The following is a 19,701-nucleotide window of genomic DNA, read 5'->3' on the forward strand; positions in this document are numbered from 1 at the left end:
CCTGTATACACCATGGGATAGTAGGACTATCTTATAACCATGGAAACCTGGAACTGGCTCATCGCCACCCACGCCATCGCGGCCGGCTATGTTCTGGCGCTCGGCCCGATGAACATCTTCCGCCGCGCCAAGGACAGGGTGCACAAAGCCATCGGATTCACCTGGATCGGCGCCATGTACTACCTGTGCATCAGCAGCTTCTGGATCCAGAGCGACGGCGGCTTCACCTGGCTGCACGGCCTCTCCGCCTTTACCCTTCTGACCGTTACTCTCGGCCTGGTCAGCGCGACCCGTGGGAAGATCCAAACGCACCGGGGCAACATGATCGGCAGCTACCTCGGCACGGTGATCGCCTTCGTGTTCGCCATCTTGGCGCCGGGGCGGCGGATTCCGCTGCTGTTCTCCGAGCAACCGGCCACCCTGGCCTTCGCCTGCCTGCTGGTCCTGGCGACTTCGGCAGCACTGTTCTTGACGTTCAGGAGCCTGTTCCGGAAGGCGCCGGTGGAGGCAGCGGCGGTCGCTTAAGGGCCTGAAGCGGGACGCCAAAACCCGGAAAGAACACCAAAACAGCGACGTCGGCACCCGCCCAGGTGCCGACGTCGCTGTTGTGTTTAAGGTGTTTCAGCCCTGCACGTGGGCGTCCGCGAGGTCGAACACCTCGTCGAGGATGGCCAGGCCTGCCTGGAGGTCCTCGGCGTTGATGTTCAGCGGAGGGACCACGTGGATCCGGTTGAAGTTGGCGAACGGCAGCAGCCCGCGGGACTTGCACGCGCCGATCAGCTCGTTCATCTCCGGGCTGGACGCACCGTACGGCGCCAGCGGTTCGCGGGTGGCGCGGTTCTTGACCAGTTCGATCGCCCAGAACATTCCGGTGCCGCGGACCTCGCCGATGCTGGGATGCCGCTCCGCCATGCGGGCCAGTGCCGGCGCCACCACGCTCTCGCCGAGCGAGGCCGCGTTCTCCACCATCGACTCGTCGCGCATGGCGTTGATCGTGGCGACGGCCGCAGCCGAAGCCAGCGGGTGGCCGGAGTAGGTCAGCCCGCCCGGGTAGGGCCGCTGCGCAAACGTGGAGTAGATCTCCTCGGAGATGGCCACGCCGCCCAGCGGAACGTATCCGGAGGTCACACCCTTGGCGAAGGTGAGCAGGTCCGGCGCCACGTCGAAGTGGTCGATGGCGAACCACTTTCCGGCGCGGCCGAAGCCGGACATGACCTCGTCCGCGATGTAGATGATCCCGTACTTGGTGGCCAGCTCGCGCACGCCCTGCAGGTAGCCCGGCGGCGGCACCATGATGCCGGCGGTGCCCGGGATGGACTCCAGGATGATCGCGGCGATGTTCGACGCGCCCTCCAGCTGGATGGCTGTCTCCAGGTGCTCCAGCGCGCGCTGGGATTCCTCCGCTTCGGTGGCCGCGTGGAACTGGCTGCGGTAGAGGAACGGCGCGTGGAAATGCACCGCGCCCGCGTTGCCGTAGTCATTGGGAATCCGCCGCGGGTCACCGGTGACGTTCACCGCCAGCGCCGTGCCGCCATGGTAGGAGCGGTACGCCGAGAGCACCTTGTACTTGCCGGTATGCAGCCGCGCCATCCGGATGGCGTGTTCCACCGCGTCGGCCCCGCCGTTGGTGAAGAAGATCCGGTTCAGGTCCCCCGGCGTGAGCTCGGCAATCAGTCGGGCGGCCTCCGAGCGCGCGTCGTTGGCGTGCTGCGGCGCAACCGTGCACAGCTTCCCGGCCTGCTCCTGGATCGCCGCCACCACCTTGGGGTGCTGGTGGCCGATGTTGGTGTTGACCAGCTGCGAGGAAAAGTCCAGCAGCTTGTTGCCCTCGCCGTCCCACACGTAACTGCCGTCCGCCCGCGTGATGACCATGGGCTTGAGCTGCTCCTGCGCGGACCAGGAATGGAACACGTGCTTGCGGTCCAGCTCATACGCCCGCTTGGCCGAGGCCAGCTCCGCCTCGGTGAGCGGGGAATCGGTGGTGATGCTCATGCTGCGCTCCTTAACAACGACGCCGGGTCAAGAGTTCTGCGGGAAGCCAAGGTTGATACCGCCGTGGCTGGGATCCAGCCAGCGGGAGGTGACCACCTTGCCGCGGGTGAAGAAGTGCACGCCTTCGGCTCCGTGGGCGTGGCTGTCGCCGAAGAGCGAGTTCTTCCAGCCGCCGAAGGAGTAGTACGCCATGGGCACCGGGATGGGCACGTTGATGCCGACCATGCCGACCTCGATCTCGTTCTCGAAGCGGCGGGCGGCCCCGCCGTCGTTCGTGAAAATCGCGGTGCCGTTGCCGTACGGGTTGGCGTTGATCAGCTGCAGGCCCTCGTCGTAGCTGGGCACGCGGACCACGGAGAGGACCGGGCCGAAAATCTCGTCGGTGTAGATGGACATGTCCGGCGTGACGTTATCGAACAGGGTGGGCGCGAGGAAGAATCCGTCGCCCTCGGCGTCCGGAGTCACGTTGCGGCCGTCGAGGACCATGGTGGCGCCGGCGGCCTCGCCGGCATTGATGTAGCCAGCGACTTTCTCGCGGTGCGCGGCGGTGACCAGCGGGCCCATGTCCGTGCCGCGGGTGCCGTCGCCGATCCGCAGCGTGCGGGTGCGTTCGGCGATCTTGGCGACGAGTTCGTCCGCGATGGACTCGACGGCGACGATGGCGGAGATCGCCATGCAGCGCTCACCGGCGGCACCGTACCCGGCGTTGACCGCGGCGTCAGCCGCCAGGTCCAGATCCGCATCGGGCAGGACCAGCATGTGGTTCTTCGCCCCGCCCAGGGCCTGCACGCGCTTCCCGGTGGCGGTGCCCTGCTGGTAGACGTACTGCGCGATGGGCGTGGAGCCAACAAACGAGACGGACTTGATGTCCTCGTGCTGCAGCAGCGTGTCCACGGCTTCCTTGTCTCCGTGGACCACGTTGAAGACGCCATCGGGCAGGCCGGCTTCCTTCCACAGTTCGGCCATCCAGTTCGCCGCCGTGGGATCCTTTTCGCTGGGCTTGAGGACCACGGTGTTGCCGGATGCGATGGCCACCGGGAAGAACCACATCGGCACCATGGCCGGGAAGTTGAACGGGGAGATGATCGCGGCCGGGCCCACGGGCTGGCGGACGGAGTGGACGTCCACCTTGGTGGAGGCGTTCTCGGTGTAGCCGCCCTTGAGCAGGTGCGGGATGCCGCAGGCGAACTCCACCACCTCCTGGCCGCGGGAAATCTCGCCGAGCGCGTCGTCGAGGACCTTGCCGTGCTCGGCGGTGATGATCGCGGCCAATTCGGGCTTGCGGGCGTTCAGCAGCTCGCGGAAGCGGAAGAGGATCTGCACGCGCTTGGCCAACGAGGTGTCGCGCCAGAGCGGGAACGCCGCCGTCGCCGCTGCCACCGCATCGTTCACCGTGGCGGCGCTGGCCAGAGCCACCTGCGAGGTCACCTTGCCGGTGGCGGGGTTGGTCACGTCGGAAAGGCGCGATCCGGTGGCCGGTGCGGTCTCGGCGCCGTTGATCCAGTGCTGAATGGTCTTCATGGGACTCCTTGGGAAACGTGTTGTGGGCGTGCCCGGGCAAGCGCCGGCGTCGTGGTTTCATCCTGCCCCCACCGGGCACCCCTGTGGAAGGAGCACTGTGTAATCCGTTCTCCTTCGAGCTATACACTGTGTAAATGGTGTTAACCGTTGCCGACGTCCTGCAGTTGCCCGTGGTCAAGGCCGGGGAACCGGAAATCCTTGCCGGCGCGGACAGGCTGGGCGAAGCAGTCCGCTGGGTCCACGTCGCCGAGCTGAAGGAGCTATCCGGCCTGCTCGAAGGCGGGGAGCTAGTGCTGACCACCGGCCTGGCCTTCCAGGACTCCGCCAACGAGGCGGCCGAATTCCTCCGCGGGCTCGAGACCGCGGGAGCCGCCGGCGTCGTCGTCGAAATCACCAGCGTGCGGCAGAAAGCGGCGCAGGCACTGCGCGAAGCCGCCCGCGACATCGGCCTGCCCGTGGTCCTGCTGAGCCGGAAGGTGCGGTTTGTTGAGGTGACCGAGGTGGTGCACCGCAAGCTGGTCGCCACGCAGTTGGAGCAAGTGGAAAAGGCCCGCCGCGTGCACGAGGTCTTCACCCAGCTCAGCCTCGAAAGCGCGGGCGCGGAGGAGATTGTCGCCCGCACCGCGGAGCTGCTCGGCGCGCCGGTGGTGCTCGAGGACGCGTCCCACCTGGTCCTGGCTTTCGACGCCGCCGGCTTGCCCACCATGGACGTGCTGCGCGATTGGGAAGCCCGCTCGCGGCTGGTGCACTACCGGGAGGAGACGGTCCGCTCCGGCAGCGAGCGCTGGCTGCAGACGCCGGCGGGGATCCGGGGGCACCGGTGGGGCCGTCTGGTGGTTCCCGTGCTGCAGGAAACTAACGACGACGACGCCGAATCCGCCATGGTGCTCGAGCGCGCCGGCCAGGCGCTGTCCATCAACCGGATGGCAGAGCGCGACCAGCTGGAACTCGCGCATCAGGCGCGCGCCGGCCTGGTACACGAACTCCGCCGGCCCGGCTCCCTGACGGAGTCCGAGGCACTCGCCCGCAGCGCCGCCATGGGCCTGCAGCCGGCGCCACTCTACGTGCCGGTGGTCTTCCGGCTGGACCGGCTTCCCGGCGAGGAACCCATCGGCACGCAGCGGCGCGAACGGGCCCTGCTGGACCTGCTGCACCGGGTGATGGCAAGCTCGCGCACCACCGCCCTGGCCGCCAGCCTGCAGGCCGGCTCCATCGCGCTGCTGCTGCCGGTTCCCGCGAAACAACTGGCCGATCCGATGCTGGAGCGCATCTCCGGCGAGGCCGCCGAGTCCTCCGGCGAGCTGGGCTGGACCGTCGGCGTGGGCCGCGGCCGCGCCGAACTGCTCGCCGCTGCCGCCGCCGGGCTGGACGAAGCCGCGCAGGTTGCCGAGGCCGCCAGCACGCTGACCAAGGGCGCCAAACGCTTCTACCGCTCCGGCGACGTCCGGCTCCGCGGCCTGCTCTGGCTGCTGCACGAGGACCAGCGCGTGCAGACGTTCGTGGAGTCGGAACTCGGTGAACTTCTGGCGAACGACGACGGCGCCGGGCTCGACCTGCTGGAGCGGTACCTGGAAAGCGGCGGCAACAAGGCGCAGCTCGCGCGGACCGGCTACCTCAGCAGGCCCACCCTCTACGCCCGCCTGGCCAAACTCGAAACCCAGCTCGGCGTCCGGCTGGACGACGCGGAATCACGCACCTCCCTCCATGTGGCCGTGCTGCTGCACAAGCTGCTCAACCGCTGACCATACCTAGCACTGCTATGGTTGATGCATTGCAGTTCTAGGTATGGGAGGCGCCGTGCGCATCGATAAGGACTTGGTCGCCGCTTCGGCCACCCCGCTCGTGCTGGGAATATTGACGGAGGGTGATCTGTACGGCTACGCGATCATCAAGCGCGTGAGCGAGCTGTCCGGCGGCGGCATGCAGTGGACCGACGGGATGCTCTACCCGCTGCTGCACCGGCTCGAGCGGCTCGGCTACGTGTCGTCGTCCTGGGGAACCTCCGAAGCCGGACGACGGCGCAAGCACTACGCCATCACCCCGACGGGCCGGGAAGCCCTCGCGGACCGGCAGGAGCAGTGGACCGTCGTGGCGGATGCGCTGCGGCAGGTGTGGCAGAGTGCGCAGCGGCCGCCCGCCGTGATCGAAGGGTGGGCATGATGGAGCAGCACGTGGAACTCGAGGCCCAGATCGGCCGGTGGCGCGGCTACGTCCAGCGGCGCCAGGCCATCTCCCCCGCCGACATCGACGAACTTGAGGACCACCTCCGCGAGCAGATCGCGGACCGGCAGGCCACCGGGCTCGACGACGAAGAGGCGTTCCTCGTCGCGATCAAGCGGCTGGGCAACCTGGACGCCGTCTTGCGCGAGTTCGCCCGCGAGCACTCCGACCGGCTGTGGAAGCAGCTGGTCCTGGTGCCGGAAGATTCCGACGGCGCCGGCACTCCCCCGTGGCGCGAACTCGCCGTCGTGCTTGCACTTGCCGTGGGGGCAGGCCTGGCGGTCAAGATCGGAACCATCTGGCTGGACGACGAGGCCGTGCTGGCACGCAACCTCGGCCTGCTCGTCTTCCCGTTCCTCGGCGCCTACTTCGCGTGGAAGCGCCGGCTCACCGCGTCCGTGGCGGCGATGCTGCTGATCCCGTTCGCCGCGCTGGCGGTGGTGCTCAATGTCTACCCGTTCGTCCCGGGCGGTTCCACCGAGGTGCTCGCCATCCTGCACGCCCCGGTTATCCTGTGGCTGCTGGCCGGGGTCGCGTACATCGGAGGCAGGTGGCGCTCCGACAACCGCCGCATGGACTTCGTCCGGTTCACCGGTGAGCTCGCCATCTACTTCACGCTCCTGGCCCTCGGCGGCGCCGTCCTGGTCGGGCTCACCTTCGGCGCCCTCAGCGTTGTCGGCATCGACCTCGAACCGGTGATGGAGGACTGGATCATGCCGTTCGCCGTCCCCGGGGCGCTTGTCGTCGCCGCGTGGCTCGTCGAAGCCAAGCAGAACGTCGTCGAGAACATCGCCCCCGTCCTCACCCGCGTCTTCACGCCCTTGACCATCGTCATGCTGCTGACCCTGCTGGCCGTCTTCACTGCCGCCGGCGGCCTTGTCGACGTCGACCGAGAGCTGCTCATCCTGATGAACGCGATCCTCGTGCTGGTCCTGTGCCTGCTGCTCTACGCGATTTCCGCCCGCGACTCGCTGGCACAGCCGGGCCTGTTCGACGCCCTGCAGCTGGTCCTCGTCATCGCGGCCCTAGCCGTCGACGCGGTGATGCTGACCGCCATGCTAACCCGCATCGCCGAATTCGGCTTCAGCCCCAACAAGATCGCCGCGCTCGGCCTCAACCTCCTGTTGCTGGTGCACCTGCTCCGGGCGGCCTGGCTCACCGTCGGGTTCCTCCGCGGGCGCCGTCCGTTCGGCGCGCTCGAGCGCTGGCAGACACGCTACCTGCCCATCTACGGTGCCTGGGCCGCCGTCGTCATCCTGGCCTTCCCGCCCGTCTTCGGCTTCGCCTGATCGGCACAAGCCTCGTTAAGTCCTCGCCTCGGGGTCCGGGATCGGAACCGGACAGTATTCTTGGATCCGGGGCGGGGACAAGGAAGAATCCGCTTGGCCCGTGCACAACGATAAGGAAGCGGAAGCGTCGTGGAACTTAGGTGGATCGAGGCTTTCATCGCCGTTGCCGAGGAACTGCATTTCGGCCGCGCGGCGGAACGTTTGCGGATGGCCCAGTCGCCGTTGAGCCAGACCATCAGGAAGCTGGAAAGGCATCTGGGCGTCGACCTCTTCGAGCGCAATACCCGGACAGTCGCGTTGACCAGTGCAGGGCATTCATTCCTCCCGCATGCACGCCGGATCCTGGAGGAAATGGACTTAGCCCGGAGGTCTGCACAGACGGCCGGCGAGCACGTCTATGGCCGGGTCCACATCGGGTTCTCCGGCGCACTGAATCACAAGACACTGCCCCCGCTGACCCGCGCATTGCGGCAGCGCTATCCGGACGTGGACCTAACGCTGACCGGAGGACTGCTGACACAGGCAGCCCTGAACCAACTTACGGTCGGCGCCCTCGACCTGTGTTTTATCGGCCTGCCCGTAAGCACGGCCAAGGTCGCCACGCGGCTGATCGCCGTAGAACCGCTTGGCGCAACCTTGCCCCTTGACCACCCGCTGGCGCAGCAGGAATCCATCGATTTGGCCGACCTATCCGACGACAGCTGGGTCACCATGCCCGCACGGCACGGATCATCAGTGCGCGAGGCACTCTTCGCTGCCTGCACCACAGCGGGTTTCCGGCCGCGGGTAGCCCAGGAAATCGCCGATCCGTATACAGCCCTCTCGCTGGTGGCCGGCGGCGTCGGCGTGAGCCTCATGCCAGTTGCGGTGGCAGACATCATGCCGGCCGGAACGGTGTACGTTCCACTGTCCCGGCCGTCCCCCACTCCTACGATCGCTTCCGGCATCGCCTGGAATCCGGAGAACGCTTCAGCCGCGCTGGCGGCCGTCCTGCAAACGGCGGACGAAGTGTTGCCCACTCCCGATCGCTGAAATCCTCCTCGTCATGCCAGATTATGCTGATTTCCTACATGGCGCATGACTTTTTTAGTGTTGGACAAGACATAATCGCTGCTGTCAGATTGATCTACATCACATTTGAGGCCGCGGGCGGGTCGAAAGCCCTCCCCGCGGACCACGAGAAAAGGATCAGTCACTCATGGCAACTTTTGCAGTCACCTACACCTACAGCGACGCCACCACCGCAGGCCGGGACGAACACCGTCCCCGCCACGTCGAGTTCCTCAAATCTGTCTTTGAAGAAGGATTGCTGGTCAAGAGCGGCCCCTTCGGTCCGGAGGAAGCGCCCGGCGCCCTGCTGATCATCAAGGGCGAGAACAAGGTCGAGGTCGAGACTCTGATGAACCGGGATCCGTTCCACCAGAACAACCTGATCGACCAGCGCGAGATACGCCAGTGGAACATTTTCTTCGGCGCAGACCAGAACTGAATTCCGCCACACTGGCACCGGCATCCAAAGGACGAGACACCATGCTTACTGCGCGCACCATCGCCAAAGAAACCATTGAGTACCAGGAAACGGCCGAGCCGGTCCTGGCCGAGGGCAACGCCTTGGTCAGGATCCACCATGTCACGCTCTGCGGCACCGACCTGCACATCTGGGAAGACGACTATCCCACGGACCTTCCGCTCATCCAGGGACACGAATTCTCCGGCGTGGTCGAGGCAGTAGGCGAAAACCCTGCCGGGATCCAGCCAGGCGACAAGGTGGCGGTCAGCCCAATGAGCTTCTGCGGCGATTGCCAGCCTTGCAGGCTGGGCCGCTACAACGTCTGCGAGAACATTTCCTGCCTTGGCTGTTACGAGGACGGTGCCTTCGCGGAACTGCTGAGCGTCCCCGTGGAGAAACTGTGTCCGGTTCCCGAGGGTCTGGCGCTGGATCTGGCGGCCATGGGCGAACCTGCTTCCATCGCCATGCAGGCCGTGAACCGCGGCCGTCCGATTGCCGGTGAGACCGCCTTGGTGTTGGGCAGCGGACCGATCGGCCTGCTCGCCACGCTGTACCTGACGGATCTGGGCGTGAAGGTCATCTGCGCCGACATCGAACCGGAAAGACTTCAGTTGGCAACCAGGTTCGGTGCCGTGGATACGTTGCAGGTAGTCCCGGCCGCTGATTTCCCGGATGCCGGACAGGCGCAACGGCTCAATAAGTTGACGCGTGGCTGCGGACCTACCCTCATCATCGAGGCAACCGGAGCGCCGGCCTCACTGGAGAACGCCATCCGGCTGGTTGCCAGCGCCGGCCGCATTGTCCAGGTAGGCATCTCGCCGCGCTCAGCAGCTGTTTCGATGAAAGAGGTTCCGTTCAAGGAACTGGACCTGCTCGGCAGCCGGAACAGCCTGAACCTGATTCCGGACGGACTGAACCTGCTGGCCGCACATCAGGACCAGGCGCGGGAACTCATGACGCACAGGGTGCCCTTCGGCAAACTGGCGGACGCCTTCGAACTGATGCGCAACCGAACCGAAAAGGTCGGCAAGATCATGATTGAAATGCCGGCCAGCCAGCCCCCGTCGCAGAACGCCCAGGTGCTTGCGGGAGCTTCCGCATGATCACCACGCCGGTCCAGGAACTGTCCACTAACTACGACGTCGTTATCATCGGCAGCGGCGCGGCCGGGCTGGTATCTGCGGTCAGGGCTGCGGATGCGGGCTTGACGGTCCTGGTCCTGGAAAAGGCGGCCAAGCTTGGCGGGACCACGGCCGCTGGCGGCGGCGTCCTGTGGGCGCCGAACAACCATTTGGCCAAGGCTGCAGGATTCACGGACTCGCACGAAGCAGGCACAGCCTATCTGTCCGAGGCCGCCGGACATGTCATGTCGGCTGAAGAGATCGACTGGTATGTGGCCACCGCCCCGCGGGCAGTGGAGTACCTGGCCTCGAACACCCGGGTTTCGCTCACCCCGCTGGCCCGCCCGGACTACCATCTGGAGTGGCCCGGCTCGGCAGACGGCGGCCGCGGCCTGGACAACAACGCGTTCGACCCGGCAGGCTACCCGGGAATGGCCGAAGCCATCCGGCCGTCGTCGTACTTTCCGTTGCTGACCATGGCGGAGCGGGACGAGCTCAACGGGCGAGCCCCGGACCAACAGTTGCTGGCCGAACGCGCCGCCACCGGCGTGCGGACCATGGGCGGCGCGCTGGTCGGGAGCCTGCTGGCAAGCGCCTTGGACCGCGGAGTCACCGTGGCAGCGTCGGCTCCCGTCGAAGATCTGGCCCGTTCCGAGGACGGCTGGAAGGTTACGATCAACGACGACGGCGGCAGCCGCACCACTTCGGCCGAGGTCCGGGCCAACGCCGTCGTCATCGCTTCGGGCGGTTTCGAATGGAACGCCCGGCTCCGCAGCGCCTTCCTCGGGTTCCCCGTTACGCCCATCAGCGCACCGTCCAATGAAGGTGACGGACTGCAGCTCGGGTTGAAGGCCGGAGCGGCAGTGGCGGACATGACGGCGATCTGGGGTGTGCCGGTGATTTGCCCGCCCACCCAGATTTACGACGGCGTTCCGTCAGGCCGGATGGGCAATGTGGAAATGACGCTGCCGGGTTCCATCACGGTTAACTCGGCCGGCAAACGCTTCGTCAACGAGGCCCTGAATTACCACGATGCCTCGAGGGTCTTCGCTACCATCGATCCGCGTACCTTGCACCAACAGAACAACCCGGCGTGGCTGGTCTTCGATGCCGCATACCTGGCCAAGTATCCGGTCGCCGGCTCCACCCCTGGCATTCCTGCGGACTGGATGGTCACGGCGCCTAGCCTTGAGAAACTTGCCGCCAAGCTCGGCATCGATCAGGACGGTCTGTCGGCTACCGTTGCGAAGTTCAATGCCGACGCAGAGACCGGAACGGATACTGAGTTCGGGCGCGGCTCGACCCCGCAGGACCGGTTCCTGGGCGACGCAGGCAACTTGCCAAACCCCTGCCTGGCGCCACTGAACACCGGCCCCTTCTACGCGGTTCCCATTAAGGCCGGCGTCCTGGGAACCTCAGGCGGTCTGGAAACCAATCTCCACGGCCAGGTCCTGGACCGCCATGGACATCCGCTGGCCGGCCTGTACGCGGCCGGCAATGTCTCTGCCGGTGTCTTCCGCAACAACTACCCCGGTGGCGGGGCCACGCTCGGCTCCGCCATTACCCGCGCCTTCGCCGCCAGCGAGCACCTCGCGACAACCCTGGCAGTCAAGGCTCCAGAGGCAGAACGTCTCCGCGTTTAGACGCACCCAGTCCCCTACGGACATACCCTAAGAATAAGAGTTGCTGCCGCGGACCTTCCCGACTGCCGCAGCAATTCATAAGGAGAAACCATGTCAACGACGACAAACCGCACGACCGATGCCGCCGCTTCCGCGAGCGGGACCACCCGCAAGCCGAATCAGGGCCGCAGGGCTGCAGTAGCCGCCTATCTGGGCGGCATGCTTGAGTACTACGACTTCTTCATCTACGCCTCCGCCGCAGCACTGGTCTTCGGAGACATCTTCTTTCCCGATGCCGGCGGCGCGTCCAACCTTGCCTCGCTGGCCACCTTCGGCGTCGCTTATATAGCCCGTCCCTTCGGCGCTGTCATTCTGGGACACTTTGGCGACAAAGTGGGACGCCGGAACGTACTGGTCTTCTCCCTCGTACTGATGGGGGCGGCCACCTTCCTGATCGGTTGCCTGCCCGACTACAACTCCATCGGTATCTGGGCCCCCATCCTGCTGGTCTTCCTGCGGTTGCTCCAGGGCCTCTCGGCAGGAGGCGAGACGGCCGGCGCCAGCACGCTGACCATCGAGCAGGCGCCGGCCAACCGCCGCGGATTCTACGGTTCCTGGGCATTGAACGGCATCGTTTCTGGCTTAATCCTGGCCAGCCTGGTCTTCCTGCCGATCGCTGCCATGCCTCGCGAGGACCTGCTCAGCTGGGGCTGGCGCATCCCCTTCTGGTCCAGCATCCTGGTGCTGGTCGTGGCCTATCTGGTCCGACGTACGCTGGACGAACCGGCGGTCTTCGAGGAAACCAAGGAACACAACGAGACCGCCAAACTGCCGCTGGCCGTTGTCATCAAGGACCATGGCTGGGATGTAGTGCGGGTGGCATTCGCCTCGCTCTTTACCGTGGTCAACACGGTGGTAGCAGTCTTCGCTCTGTCCTTCGCTACGAACAACGCCGGGGTGCCGGCAGCCACCATGCTGCTGGTAACCATCTGCACCAATGTGGCGGCACTGTTCACGCAACCGTTCGGTGCCTACGTTTCCGACCGTATCGGCCGGAAGCCCGTTTTCATCACCGGCTGCATCGGCAGCGCCGTCTCCATCTTCTTCTACTTCCAGGCCATTTCCACCGGCGAATTCGCTCTGATCCTGCTGGCAGGCTTCGTCACAACGTCCCTGTTCTACAGCATCTCCAACGGTCTCTACCCGGCATTCTTCTCTGAAATGTTCGACGTCAAGGTCCGCTACACCGGCATGGCCATCGGGCTGCAGCTCGGCCTGCTGATCGCCGGATTCACTCCCTCGATCGGTACCTGGCTGATGGGCGACAGCGAAACAAACTGGCTGCCAGTGGCAATCTTCACCGCCGTTGTGTGCATCCTCGCCGCTATCGCTGCAGCCACGGCCAAAGAAACCTTCCGCACCCCGCTGAAGGAACTCGGCCAGCGCAACCCGGCCCGCAGCAGCAACTAGTCCACTCCAGAACACGAAGTCTGTAGCCAAGCTCGGGCTGACGCTCCAAGCCTGAATTCCGATGAACGGGAACTGTCGGTTCCAGCCTGCGTGCGGTTCATAGAGTTGAACGCACGCAGGCCTCGGCAGCCCCGTCACACTCGTCCTCGTTCGAAAGGCACTTCCGTGATCCAGCAGGTTCCCGGCCACCCGCGCACGTTGCGCGTCGGCATTGCCGGCTGCGGCATGATCAGCCGCAACCATCTCGAGGCCTTCGACGCCCTGGATACGGCAGAGGTAGTCGGTGTCTGCGATGTCGACCCCGAGCGCGCCCACGCCACCGCCACCGCATGGGGAGTAGAAAACGCCGTCGACTCGGTCTCCGCCCTGTTGGCACTGGATCTGGACATCGTTTCGGTCTGCACCCCGCACCCGACCCATGAGGCCGTGGTCCTCGAAGCCGCCACTGCCGGCGTGCATGTGCTGTGCGAGAAGCCGATCGCGATCGACCTCCCCTCTGCTGAACGCATGGTGGCAGCGTGCGATGCAGCCGGCGTCAAACTTGGCGTCCTGTTCCAACGCCGCTTCTGGCCCGCGGCGCAGCGCATCCGTGCCGCGATCGACGATGGCACGCTCGGCATGCCCGTGATCGGACACGCGTCCGTCCTGCTGCACCGCGACCCCAGCTACTACTCCAAGGACGCCTGGCGTGGGACCTGGAATAACGACGGCGGCGGTGTGCTGATGACCCAGGCCATCCATTACATCGACCTGCTGCAGTGGTACATGGGCGATATCGCCGAAGTCTATGGCGCCATCAACACCTTCAAGCACGGTGGGAACATCGAAGTGGAGGATTCCGCCACCGCAGTCCTGAAGTTCACTTCCGGCGGTATTGGCACGCTCTCCGCCTCCACCGCCGCGGCCCCTTCGCTGGGCGTTCAAATCCGCGTGACCGGGTCAACCGGCGCCACAGCCGAGCTCAGCGAGTTCCCCGAGGGCACGGACGGTCGCGTGACCATCATGGCCACCGGAAACACGGTTCGGACGACGCCGGCCCACCCCGGGGATGTTGAACCGAACGTCGACTTGTCCTCCATCAACGGCCAGCTCATCCCGCAACCACACCAGCCAGATCCGCGACTTCGTTGAAGCGTTGACCCACGGCGCGGACCCGGCCATTACAGGACGCGACGCCAATAACGCTCTCCGCATCCTGCTAGCCATCTACGAATCCGCGCGGACCGGTGTCCCGGTCCGCTTCGCGCCCTTCCCGCCAGATGGCCCCGTGGCACCAGAAGGCGTCAGCGCCCAAACCGCCCAGGCCAACAGCTAAACCGCCCCGTATCCCGCAAGGAGAACCACGTGAACACCACCCCCACAGGCGGATCCGCCTACGCTCGGCGGTCCCTCGAACTCGGCCGAAACGGGCGCATCCCGGTGGTCCTGCGCAACCGCCTCGCGTCCTCGCCGATGGAGCGCAACTATGGCACTACCGACGGCCGGATGACCGAGCAGTATCTCGATTACCTTCTCACCCGTGCCCGCGCTGGGCTCGGGCTGGTCACCACCGAGGCAACCTACGTGCGCGCCGACGGCAAGGGCAGGACGCACCAGCTCGGCCTGCACACGGACGACACCATCCCCAGCATGAAGATCTTCACGGACGCGATCCACGCCGAAGGCGCCCTGGCCGCCGTGGAGATCAACCACGGCGGCCGCACAGCGCAGGCCGAGGTCACCGGCTTCAAGAATGTGGCACCCTCGCCGTCTGCCTGCGACGTCGCCGGCGGCGAAATGCCCCGTGAAATGACCACCAACGAGGTCCACGAGCTGGCCGCCGCTTACGGCGAAGCGGCCCGGCGCGCCGTCGAGGCAGGCTTCGACGTCATCAACATCCACGGCGGCCACGGTTACTTGATCCATCAGTTCATGTCCCCGCGCACCAACTGGCGCACCGACGAGTTCGGCGCCGGCGAGGCATTCGTCAACCTGGTCATCGACGAGATCCGTCTTCGCGCGCCCCACGCCGTCGTCGGTATCCGCATTTCGGTCCTCGAAGGCGTCGAAGGCGGACTGGATGCAGCCGGGCAGCTGGCGGTTATGGACAAGGTCGATACCGAGGCGCTGGACTTCATTGACCTCTCCGCCGGCAGCTATGAAGCCGGCGAGTGGATCGTCCAGTCCGGCGAGTGGGCGCCGGGCCTGCTCGGGGAGTACGCCCGGGCCTACCGCAAGTACAACCTGCCGCTCGGCATGGCCGGCCGGCTGAACTCGCCAGAGATTATCGAGGCCGTGCTGGCGGAGGGGCTGTGCGACTTCGTCTCGCTCGGCCGAGCCGTCCACGCCGACCCGAACTTTGTCCGAGGCGTCCTGACCGGGGAGCGCTACCGCCCCTGCATCGCTTGTAACGTGTGCATCGACAACCTCGGCATTGGTCAGGTCACCTGCACGGTCAACCCTGCCGTCGGACGCTCCCGCGTGCCGGTCCCCACACCGACAGTACGGCCGGGATCCCGGGCCCTTGTTGTCGGAGCCGGCCCCGCTGGGCTGACCGCCGCGCGCGAGCTCGCCGAGGCGGGGGCTGCGGTCACGATTCTCGACGCCGGAAACCGGGCCGGCGGCGATTTTGCGCTGGCCGAGAAGATGAAGTCGACGCCGGACTTCCACCGCTTCACCAGCTGGGCGGCCGAAGAGAATCAGCGACTCGGCATCAAGATCCGTTACGGCACGGCAGCAGACACCACGAGCCTCGACCGGCTCGTCGTCGAACACCGGGCTGACGCAGTAGTCCTCGCCACGGGTGGACTCCGCCCTGCTCCGGCGTTCGGCGGTGCGGACAGCGAAGCCGTCTCCGACATCCGCGCCTGGCTGATGGCGCACCCCGGCGTCCTCGCGGGTACCGAAGCTGCGCCGGAGGCCATCACCATCTGGGGCGCCGACTCGGTGGCCATGAGCGTGGCGGACACACTTGCGGGCCGCGGCACGTCGGTGCTGCTCGTCGGACCGCAGGAAACGCTCGCCCCCGAGGCCGGGCGCCGCGCCAAGATTCTTGCCGTCCCGAGGCTGCAGGGCAATCCCAACGTTCGGATATTGCTGGACTCCAGCATCGTCGAATTCTCGGGAGGACGGATCCGGACGGTCGGGCCGAAGGGCGAGGAATGGCTGGACGCACCGGGTGAGCTGTTGGTCTCCCGCTCAGTTGCCCCGCTCAGCCCGGCGATCAGCCACGCGGGCCGCGACTCGGCATTGAGCAAGGGCGCCGGCGTGCCGGTGACTCTGGCCGGCACCGTCGTTGACCAGAAACCGGCCATCGCTTCCAATGCCATCAAGAGCGGATTCGACGCCGCCCAGCGCATCGCCGCCTATCTGGCCGGGGCCGATCCCGACCCTGGAGCCACCCCGGCGCTCGGCGCTCTCGCCGCAGAGCCGGAACTCGCCGTCCTGGGAGCCATCCGATGAGCGCCACAACGGTCCGTCCGCCCCTCGGTATTGCCCAGCTTTCGCTCCTCGGGACTGCCCCGCCGGACCTCGTCCGGCTGGCCGCTGGCGCTGGGTTCGACTTCATCGGCACCCGGGTCCGTCCTGTCACCGGGAACGAACGTGCCTTCGATCTGCAGCCGGGCTCCCCGATGCTGGCCGAAACGTTGGCGCGGATGGCCGACACCGGCGTCGTAATCCGCGACATCGAGTTCCTGCTCCTCGATGGCAGCGACCAACGCGACGCGTGGCTGCGAATGATGGAGGCCGGCCAGGCCCTCGGGGCCACCGGGCTCACCGTTGCCGCGAGCGATCCGGACCGCAGCAGGCTGGCCGACACCCTTGCCCGCATGGCCGAAGATGGACGCGGCCACGGCATCACTCCGACACTGGAGCCGATCTCCTATCAGGCCGTCAACTCGATCCCTGCTGCCGCCGCACTCGCCCGCGCGGCCGGATGCCAGATCGTCGTCGACACCCTGCACTTCCGCCGCTTTGGTGGCACCCTCGAGGATCTGGCCGAGAACGCCGATCTGGTCCCCATGGTCCAGCTCTGCGACGGTCCGGCGCAGCGGCCCACTGACCGCGAAGGCATGGTCCTGGAATCCCGTTCCGAACGCGGAGTTCCCGGCGAGGGCGACTTCCGCCTGCCGGAGATCGTCGCCGCGCTGCCACCGGAACTTCCGGTCAGTGTGGAGACCCCGTCCAATTCCACCGTTTCCCGAATCGGGGAAGCTGCATGGGTGCGCCTGCTCAAAGAGGCCGCTGACCGTGTGCTCGACGAAGCGGCCGCCCTCCGCGTCCCCACCAGCGCCTAACGCCAGAAGGAAAAAATGACTCCCAACAACACTGTCCAACAGACCGCGCTGGAGATCGCCCCCGGCGTCGTCGTGCCGATGATCGGCCTCGGTACCTGGCCGCTGGTCGGCGAGGACGCGACCGACGCCGTAGCGCGTGGTATCGCCCACGGCTACCGCCATGTCGACACGGCGCAGAAGTACGGCAACGAGGACGCTGTGGGCGAAGGCATCCGCCGCGCAGGCATCGAACGCTCCGAACTCTGGGTCACGAGCAAACTGAGTCTGCCCGGCCACTCCCGGACCGCGGTCCGCACCGCCTACGCCGAGGCGCTCGACCGCCTCGGCCTCGAGTACCTGGATCTCTTCCTCATCCACTGGCCCAACCCTCAGCTGGACCGCTACGTCGAGACCTGCGTTGGCCTGCAAGAACTCGTCCACGAGGGAGCGCTGCGTAGCTGGGGCGTCTCCAACTTCAAACCTGCCCACCTGGATAGAGTTGCTGCCGCTGGGCTGAAGCCCGCCGTCAACCAGATTCAGGTAGACCCCCACCACCTGCAGCGGAGCCAGCTCGAACACAACGCCGCTCTCGGAATCGCCACCGCTGCCTACAGCCCTCTCGGCCGGGCAGGGAAGTTCCTGGAGCACCCTGCCGTCACCGGCCCGGCAGCGGCCCACGGTAAAACACCCGCACAGGTCGTGCTGCGCTGGCATCTTGATTCCGGCCGCATTGCCGTCCCCAAGTCTGCGAGCAACGATCGGCAGCTGGAGAACCTCAACGTATTCGACTTCGCCCTTACCGACGGCGAACTCAGCGCGATCGACGCCTTGGACACCGGCGCAGGCCCTCGCCTCGATGCCAACGAATATGGCCATTAGACCGGTGACCGCGCGCCGAATTGATCCACCGAAACGGAGCTCACTTATGAACACCGCCACCAGCCAACCCGCCCTCGACGTTGACGTACTCATCATTGGTTCCGGAGCCGGCGGACTCGCCGCCGCCGTTACCGCTGCCTACCACGGGCTCAAAGTCGTCGTCGTGGAGAAGGCCGCTGTCTGCGGAGGTGCCACCTCCTGGTCCGGCGGCTGGGCCTGGACCCCCGGTAATCCGTTGGCGAAAGCCGGCGGCGTCAACGAGGACCGCGAGGAGTTCCGCACCTACCTACGCCACCGGCTGGGCGATAATTTCGACGCCGACCGTGTCGAAGCATTCCTCGAAGCCGTACCCCACATGGTCGGCTTCTTCCACGCGAAGACCAGCCTGAAATTCACCCCCGGCGCCAAGATCAAGGACATCTACGGCAAGACGCCAGGTGCCGGCACCGGACACCGCTCTGTCGGCCCCGCCCCGTACAACGCGCGCAACATCAGGCCGGAGTTGCGGAACAAAATGCGGCACCAACTGTACGAAACCTCTTTCCTCGGCATGGGGATCATGGCGGGACCGGATCTAACGAAGTTCCTCTCCGCGTCCCAAGGCAGCGTCGCCGGCCTGTTCCACGCCGCGAAGCGCTTCGTGCCGCATGTTTTCGACGTCGTCGTGCACCGCCGCAACATGCAGCTAGTCAACGGCACGGCACTGACCGGGCGGCTGATGAAATCCGCCGACGACCTCGGCGTCGACATCCGTGTCTCGACCCCGGCCCGGAAACTCCTCACGGACGCCTCCGGGTCTGTAGTCGGCGCTGAGGTGGAGGGCCCCGAGAGTCGGTATACGATCAATGCGGCCCGCGGCGTCGTGCTTGCGGCCGGAGGATTTCCGAACGATATCGAGCGGCGCAAGCAGCTTTTCCCCAAAACCCCCACGGGGCACGAGCACTGGACTCTGGCACCCAAGGAGACTATTGGGGACGGAATCACGATGGCGCAGGAAGTGGGTGCGCACTTCAAGACCGACGTCGCTTCGCCCGCCGCATGGTGCCCGGTCTCGCTCGTGCCCTTCGCCAACGGCCGCCAGGGCACCTTCCCGCACATCATGGACCGCGCCAAACCCGGAAGCATCGGCGTACGGCGCAACGGCAAGCGGTTCGTCAACGAGGCCAACGGCTACTACGACTACGTGGCAGCGCTCATCGAGGCCACGCCCGAGGGCGAGCCGGTCGAGTCTTGGCAGATTACGGATGCCCGCTTCGTCCGCAAATACCCGCTCGGCATGGCCAAGCCGCTGCCCGTTCCGCTGTTCCCGTACCTGCGCTCCGGCTACCTCAAGAAGGGCCGCACCGTCGAGGAACTCGCCCGAAACTGCGGCATCGACCCACAGGGGCTCAAAGATACTCTCGCTCGCTTCAACGAGAATGCGCGACGCGGTCTGGACCCCGATTTCGAACGCGGAGAAACAGAGTTCAACCGCTACGGCGGCGACCCGACCACGACGCCCAACCCTACACTGGCCCCAATCGAGAAGGGCCCGTTCTACGCCGTGAAGGTGGTACCGGGAAGCTTCGGCACTTTCGCTGGGATAGACGTTGACCCCCGTGCCCGGGTTCTCGACGGCGAAGGCCAACCGATTGCAGGGCTGTATGCGGTTGGGAATGACCAGTCCAGCGTGATGGGCGGGCATTATCCGGCCGGCGGCATCAACCTCGGACCGGCCCTGACGTTCGGCTACGTCGCGGCCCGGGACATGGCCGGAGCAACTGCGTATGAGGATGACGGCAGCGCAGTCCACGCTTCCGCTGACCGCTGAGTACGACGTTG

General features: G+C 66.1%; 17 protein-coding genes. 15 read left to right on the forward strand and 2 right to left on the reverse strand.

The genetic code is table 11. The features are described from left to right. Positions 1–39 precede the first annotated feature (39 nt). Positions 40–525 (forward strand): DUF2306 domain-containing protein, encoded by a 486-nt coding sequence (locus AC20117_RS06555; protein ID WP_074700412.1) that lies wholly within the window; start codon positions 40–42, stop codon positions 523–525. Positions 526–621: 96 nt separating this feature from the next. Here the strand turns inward: AC20117_RS06555 and AC20117_RS06560 are convergent, their stop codons facing one another. Both AC20117_RS06560 and AC20117_RS06565 read right to left on the reverse strand, forming a co-directional pair. Next, a complete protein-coding gene (locus AC20117_RS06560; RefSeq protein WP_074700411.1) occupies positions 622–1,992 on the reverse strand; it encodes an aspartate aminotransferase family protein in 1,371 nt (456 codons plus the stop codon). A 27-nt stretch (positions 1,993–2,019) separates the two neighbouring features. Further along, on the reverse strand, positions 2,020–3,513 hold the full coding sequence (locus tag AC20117_RS06565) for a CoA-acylating methylmalonate-semialdehyde dehydrogenase (protein WP_074700410.1): 1,494 nt from the start codon (positions 3,511–3,513) through the stop codon (positions 2,020–2,022). Between the two features lie 134 nt (positions 3,514–3,647). On the opposite strand from AC20117_RS06565, the gene AC20117_RS06570 reads away from it, so the two are divergent. The 14 genes from AC20117_RS06570 (at position 3,648) to AC20117_RS06630 (ending at position 19,690) form a co-directional block, all read left to right on the forward strand. Next, positions 3,648–5,255 carry a PucR family transcriptional regulator gene (locus AC20117_RS06570; RefSeq protein ID WP_074700409.1) on the forward strand — a complete coding sequence of 536 codons (1,608 nt, stop codon included), beginning with the start codon at positions 3,648–3,650 and terminating at the stop codon, positions 5,253–5,255. A 55-nt stretch (positions 5,256–5,310) separates the two neighbouring features. Continuing rightward, positions 5,311–5,673 carry a PadR family transcriptional regulator gene (locus AC20117_RS06575; RefSeq protein ID WP_074703172.1) on the forward strand — a complete coding sequence of 121 codons (363 nt, stop codon included), beginning with the start codon at positions 5,311–5,313 and terminating at the stop codon, positions 5,671–5,673. After that, complete coding sequence (locus AC20117_RS06580) at positions 5,670–7,022, forward strand: permease prefix domain 1-containing protein (protein WP_074700408.1); 1,353 nt, start codon at positions 5,670–5,672, stop codon at positions 7,020–7,022. The genes AC20117_RS06575 and AC20117_RS06580 overlap by 4 nt, the downstream gene beginning before the upstream one ends. A 129-nt stretch (positions 7,023–7,151) precedes the next feature. Then, positions 7,152–8,054, forward strand: a complete 903-nt coding sequence (locus AC20117_RS06585) for a LysR family transcriptional regulator (protein ID WP_074700407.1) — start codon at positions 7,152–7,154, stop codon at positions 8,052–8,054. 166 nt (positions 8,055–8,220) lie between these two features. Continuing rightward, on the forward strand, positions 8,221–8,511 hold the full coding sequence (locus AC20117_RS06590) for a YciI family protein (protein ID WP_074700406.1): 291 nt from the start codon (positions 8,221–8,223) through the stop codon (positions 8,509–8,511). Between the two features lie 41 nt (positions 8,512–8,552). Continuing rightward, positions 8,553–9,635 (forward strand): alcohol dehydrogenase catalytic domain-containing protein, encoded by a 1,083-nt coding sequence (locus tag AC20117_RS06595; protein WP_074700405.1) that lies wholly within the window; start codon positions 8,553–8,555, stop codon positions 9,633–9,635. Then, on the forward strand, positions 9,632–11,296 hold the full coding sequence (locus AC20117_RS06600; protein ID WP_074700404.1) for an FAD-dependent oxidoreductase: 1,665 nt from the start codon (positions 9,632–9,634) through the stop codon (positions 11,294–11,296). The genes AC20117_RS06595 and AC20117_RS06600 overlap by 4 nt, the downstream gene beginning before the upstream one ends. 90 nt (positions 11,297–11,386) lie before the next feature. Continuing rightward, complete coding sequence (locus AC20117_RS06605) at positions 11,387–12,745, forward strand: MFS transporter (protein ID WP_074700403.1); 1,359 nt, start codon at positions 11,387–11,389, stop codon at positions 12,743–12,745. A gap of 165 nt (positions 12,746–12,910) precedes the next feature. Beyond that, positions 12,911–13,876, forward strand: a complete 966-nt coding sequence (locus AC20117_RS06610; RefSeq protein WP_236777456.1) for a Gfo/Idh/MocA family protein — start codon at positions 12,911–12,913, stop codon at positions 13,874–13,876. Then, the gene (locus AC20117_RS24200) at positions 13,794–14,060 is read left to right on the forward strand and encodes a Gfo/Idh/MocA family oxidoreductase (RefSeq protein WP_335644988.1); all 267 of its coding nucleotides are present in this window, start codon (positions 13,794–13,796) and stop codon (positions 14,058–14,060) included. Before AC20117_RS06610 ends, AC20117_RS24200 begins: the two co-directional genes overlap by 83 nt. A gap of 29 nt (positions 14,061–14,089) precedes the next feature. Further along, positions 14,090–16,186, forward strand: a complete 2,097-nt coding sequence (locus AC20117_RS06615; protein ID WP_074700402.1) for an oxidoreductase — start codon at positions 14,090–14,092, stop codon at positions 16,184–16,186. Next, a complete protein-coding gene (locus AC20117_RS06620) occupies positions 16,183–17,022 on the forward strand; it encodes a sugar phosphate isomerase/epimerase family protein (protein ID WP_074700401.1) in 840 nt (279 codons plus the stop codon). Before AC20117_RS06615 ends, AC20117_RS06620 begins: the two co-directional genes overlap by 4 nt. Positions 17,023–17,037: 15 nt before the next feature. After that, the gene (locus AC20117_RS06625) at positions 17,038–17,880 is read left to right on the forward strand and encodes an aldo/keto reductase (RefSeq protein ID WP_074700400.1); all 843 of its coding nucleotides are present in this window, start codon (positions 17,038–17,040) and stop codon (positions 17,878–17,880) included. 46 nt (positions 17,881–17,926) lie between these two features. After that, a complete protein-coding gene (locus tag AC20117_RS06630; protein ID WP_074700399.1) occupies positions 17,927–19,690 on the forward strand; it encodes an FAD-dependent oxidoreductase in 1,764 nt (587 codons plus the stop codon). Positions 19,691–19,701 lie beyond the last annotated feature (11 nt).

The sequence above is a fragment of the Arthrobacter crystallopoietes genome (assembly GCF_002849715.1).
In the GTDB taxonomy this organism is placed as follows: domain Bacteria; phylum Actinomycetota; class Actinomycetes; order Actinomycetales; family Micrococcaceae; genus Crystallibacter; species Crystallibacter crystallopoietes.

What these genes read in the sequence shown, in the direction of transcription:
- AC20117_RS06555 (WP_074700412.1), top strand. Translation starts at nt 40, where the DNA reads ATGGAAACCTGGAACTGGCTCATCGCCACCCACGCCATCGCGGCCGGC.
- AC20117_RS06560 (WP_074700411.1), bottom strand. Translation starts at nt 1,992, where the DNA reads ATGAGCATCACCACCGATTCCCCGCTCACCGAGGCGGAGCTGGCCTCG.
- AC20117_RS06565 (WP_074700410.1), bottom strand. Translation starts at nt 3,513, where the DNA reads ATGAAGACCATTCAGCACTGGATCAACGGCGCCGAGACCGCACCGGCC.
- AC20117_RS06570 (WP_074700409.1), top strand. Translation starts at nt 3,648, where the DNA reads ATGGTGTTAACCGTTGCCGACGTCCTGCAGTTGCCCGTGGTCAAGGCC.
- AC20117_RS06580 (WP_074700408.1), top strand. Translation starts at nt 5,670, where the DNA reads ATGATGGAGCAGCACGTGGAACTCGAGGCCCAGATCGGCCGGTGGCGC.
- AC20117_RS06590 (WP_074700406.1), top strand. Translation starts at nt 8,221, where the DNA reads ATGGCAACTTTTGCAGTCACCTACACCTACAGCGACGCCACCACCGCA.
- AC20117_RS06595 (WP_074700405.1), top strand. Translation starts at nt 8,553, where the DNA reads ATGCTTACTGCGCGCACCATCGCCAAAGAAACCATTGAGTACCAGGAA.
- AC20117_RS06600 (WP_074700404.1), top strand. Translation starts at nt 9,632, where the DNA reads ATGATCACCACGCCGGTCCAGGAACTGTCCACTAACTACGACGTCGTT.
- AC20117_RS06605 (WP_074700403.1), top strand. Translation starts at nt 11,387, where the DNA reads ATGTCAACGACGACAAACCGCACGACCGATGCCGCCGCTTCCGCGAGC.
- AC20117_RS24200 (WP_335644988.1), top strand. Translation starts at nt 13,794, where the DNA reads ATGTTGAACCGAACGTCGACTTGTCCTCCATCAACGGCCAGCTCATCC.
- AC20117_RS06620 (WP_074700401.1), top strand. Translation starts at nt 16,183, where the DNA reads ATGAGCGCCACAACGGTCCGTCCGCCCCTCGGTATTGCCCAGCTTTCG.
- AC20117_RS06625 (WP_074700400.1), top strand. Translation starts at nt 17,038, where the DNA reads ATGACTCCCAACAACACTGTCCAACAGACCGCGCTGGAGATCGCCCCC.
- AC20117_RS06630 (WP_074700399.1), top strand. Translation starts at nt 17,927, where the DNA reads ATGAACACCGCCACCAGCCAACCCGCCCTCGACGTTGACGTACTCATC.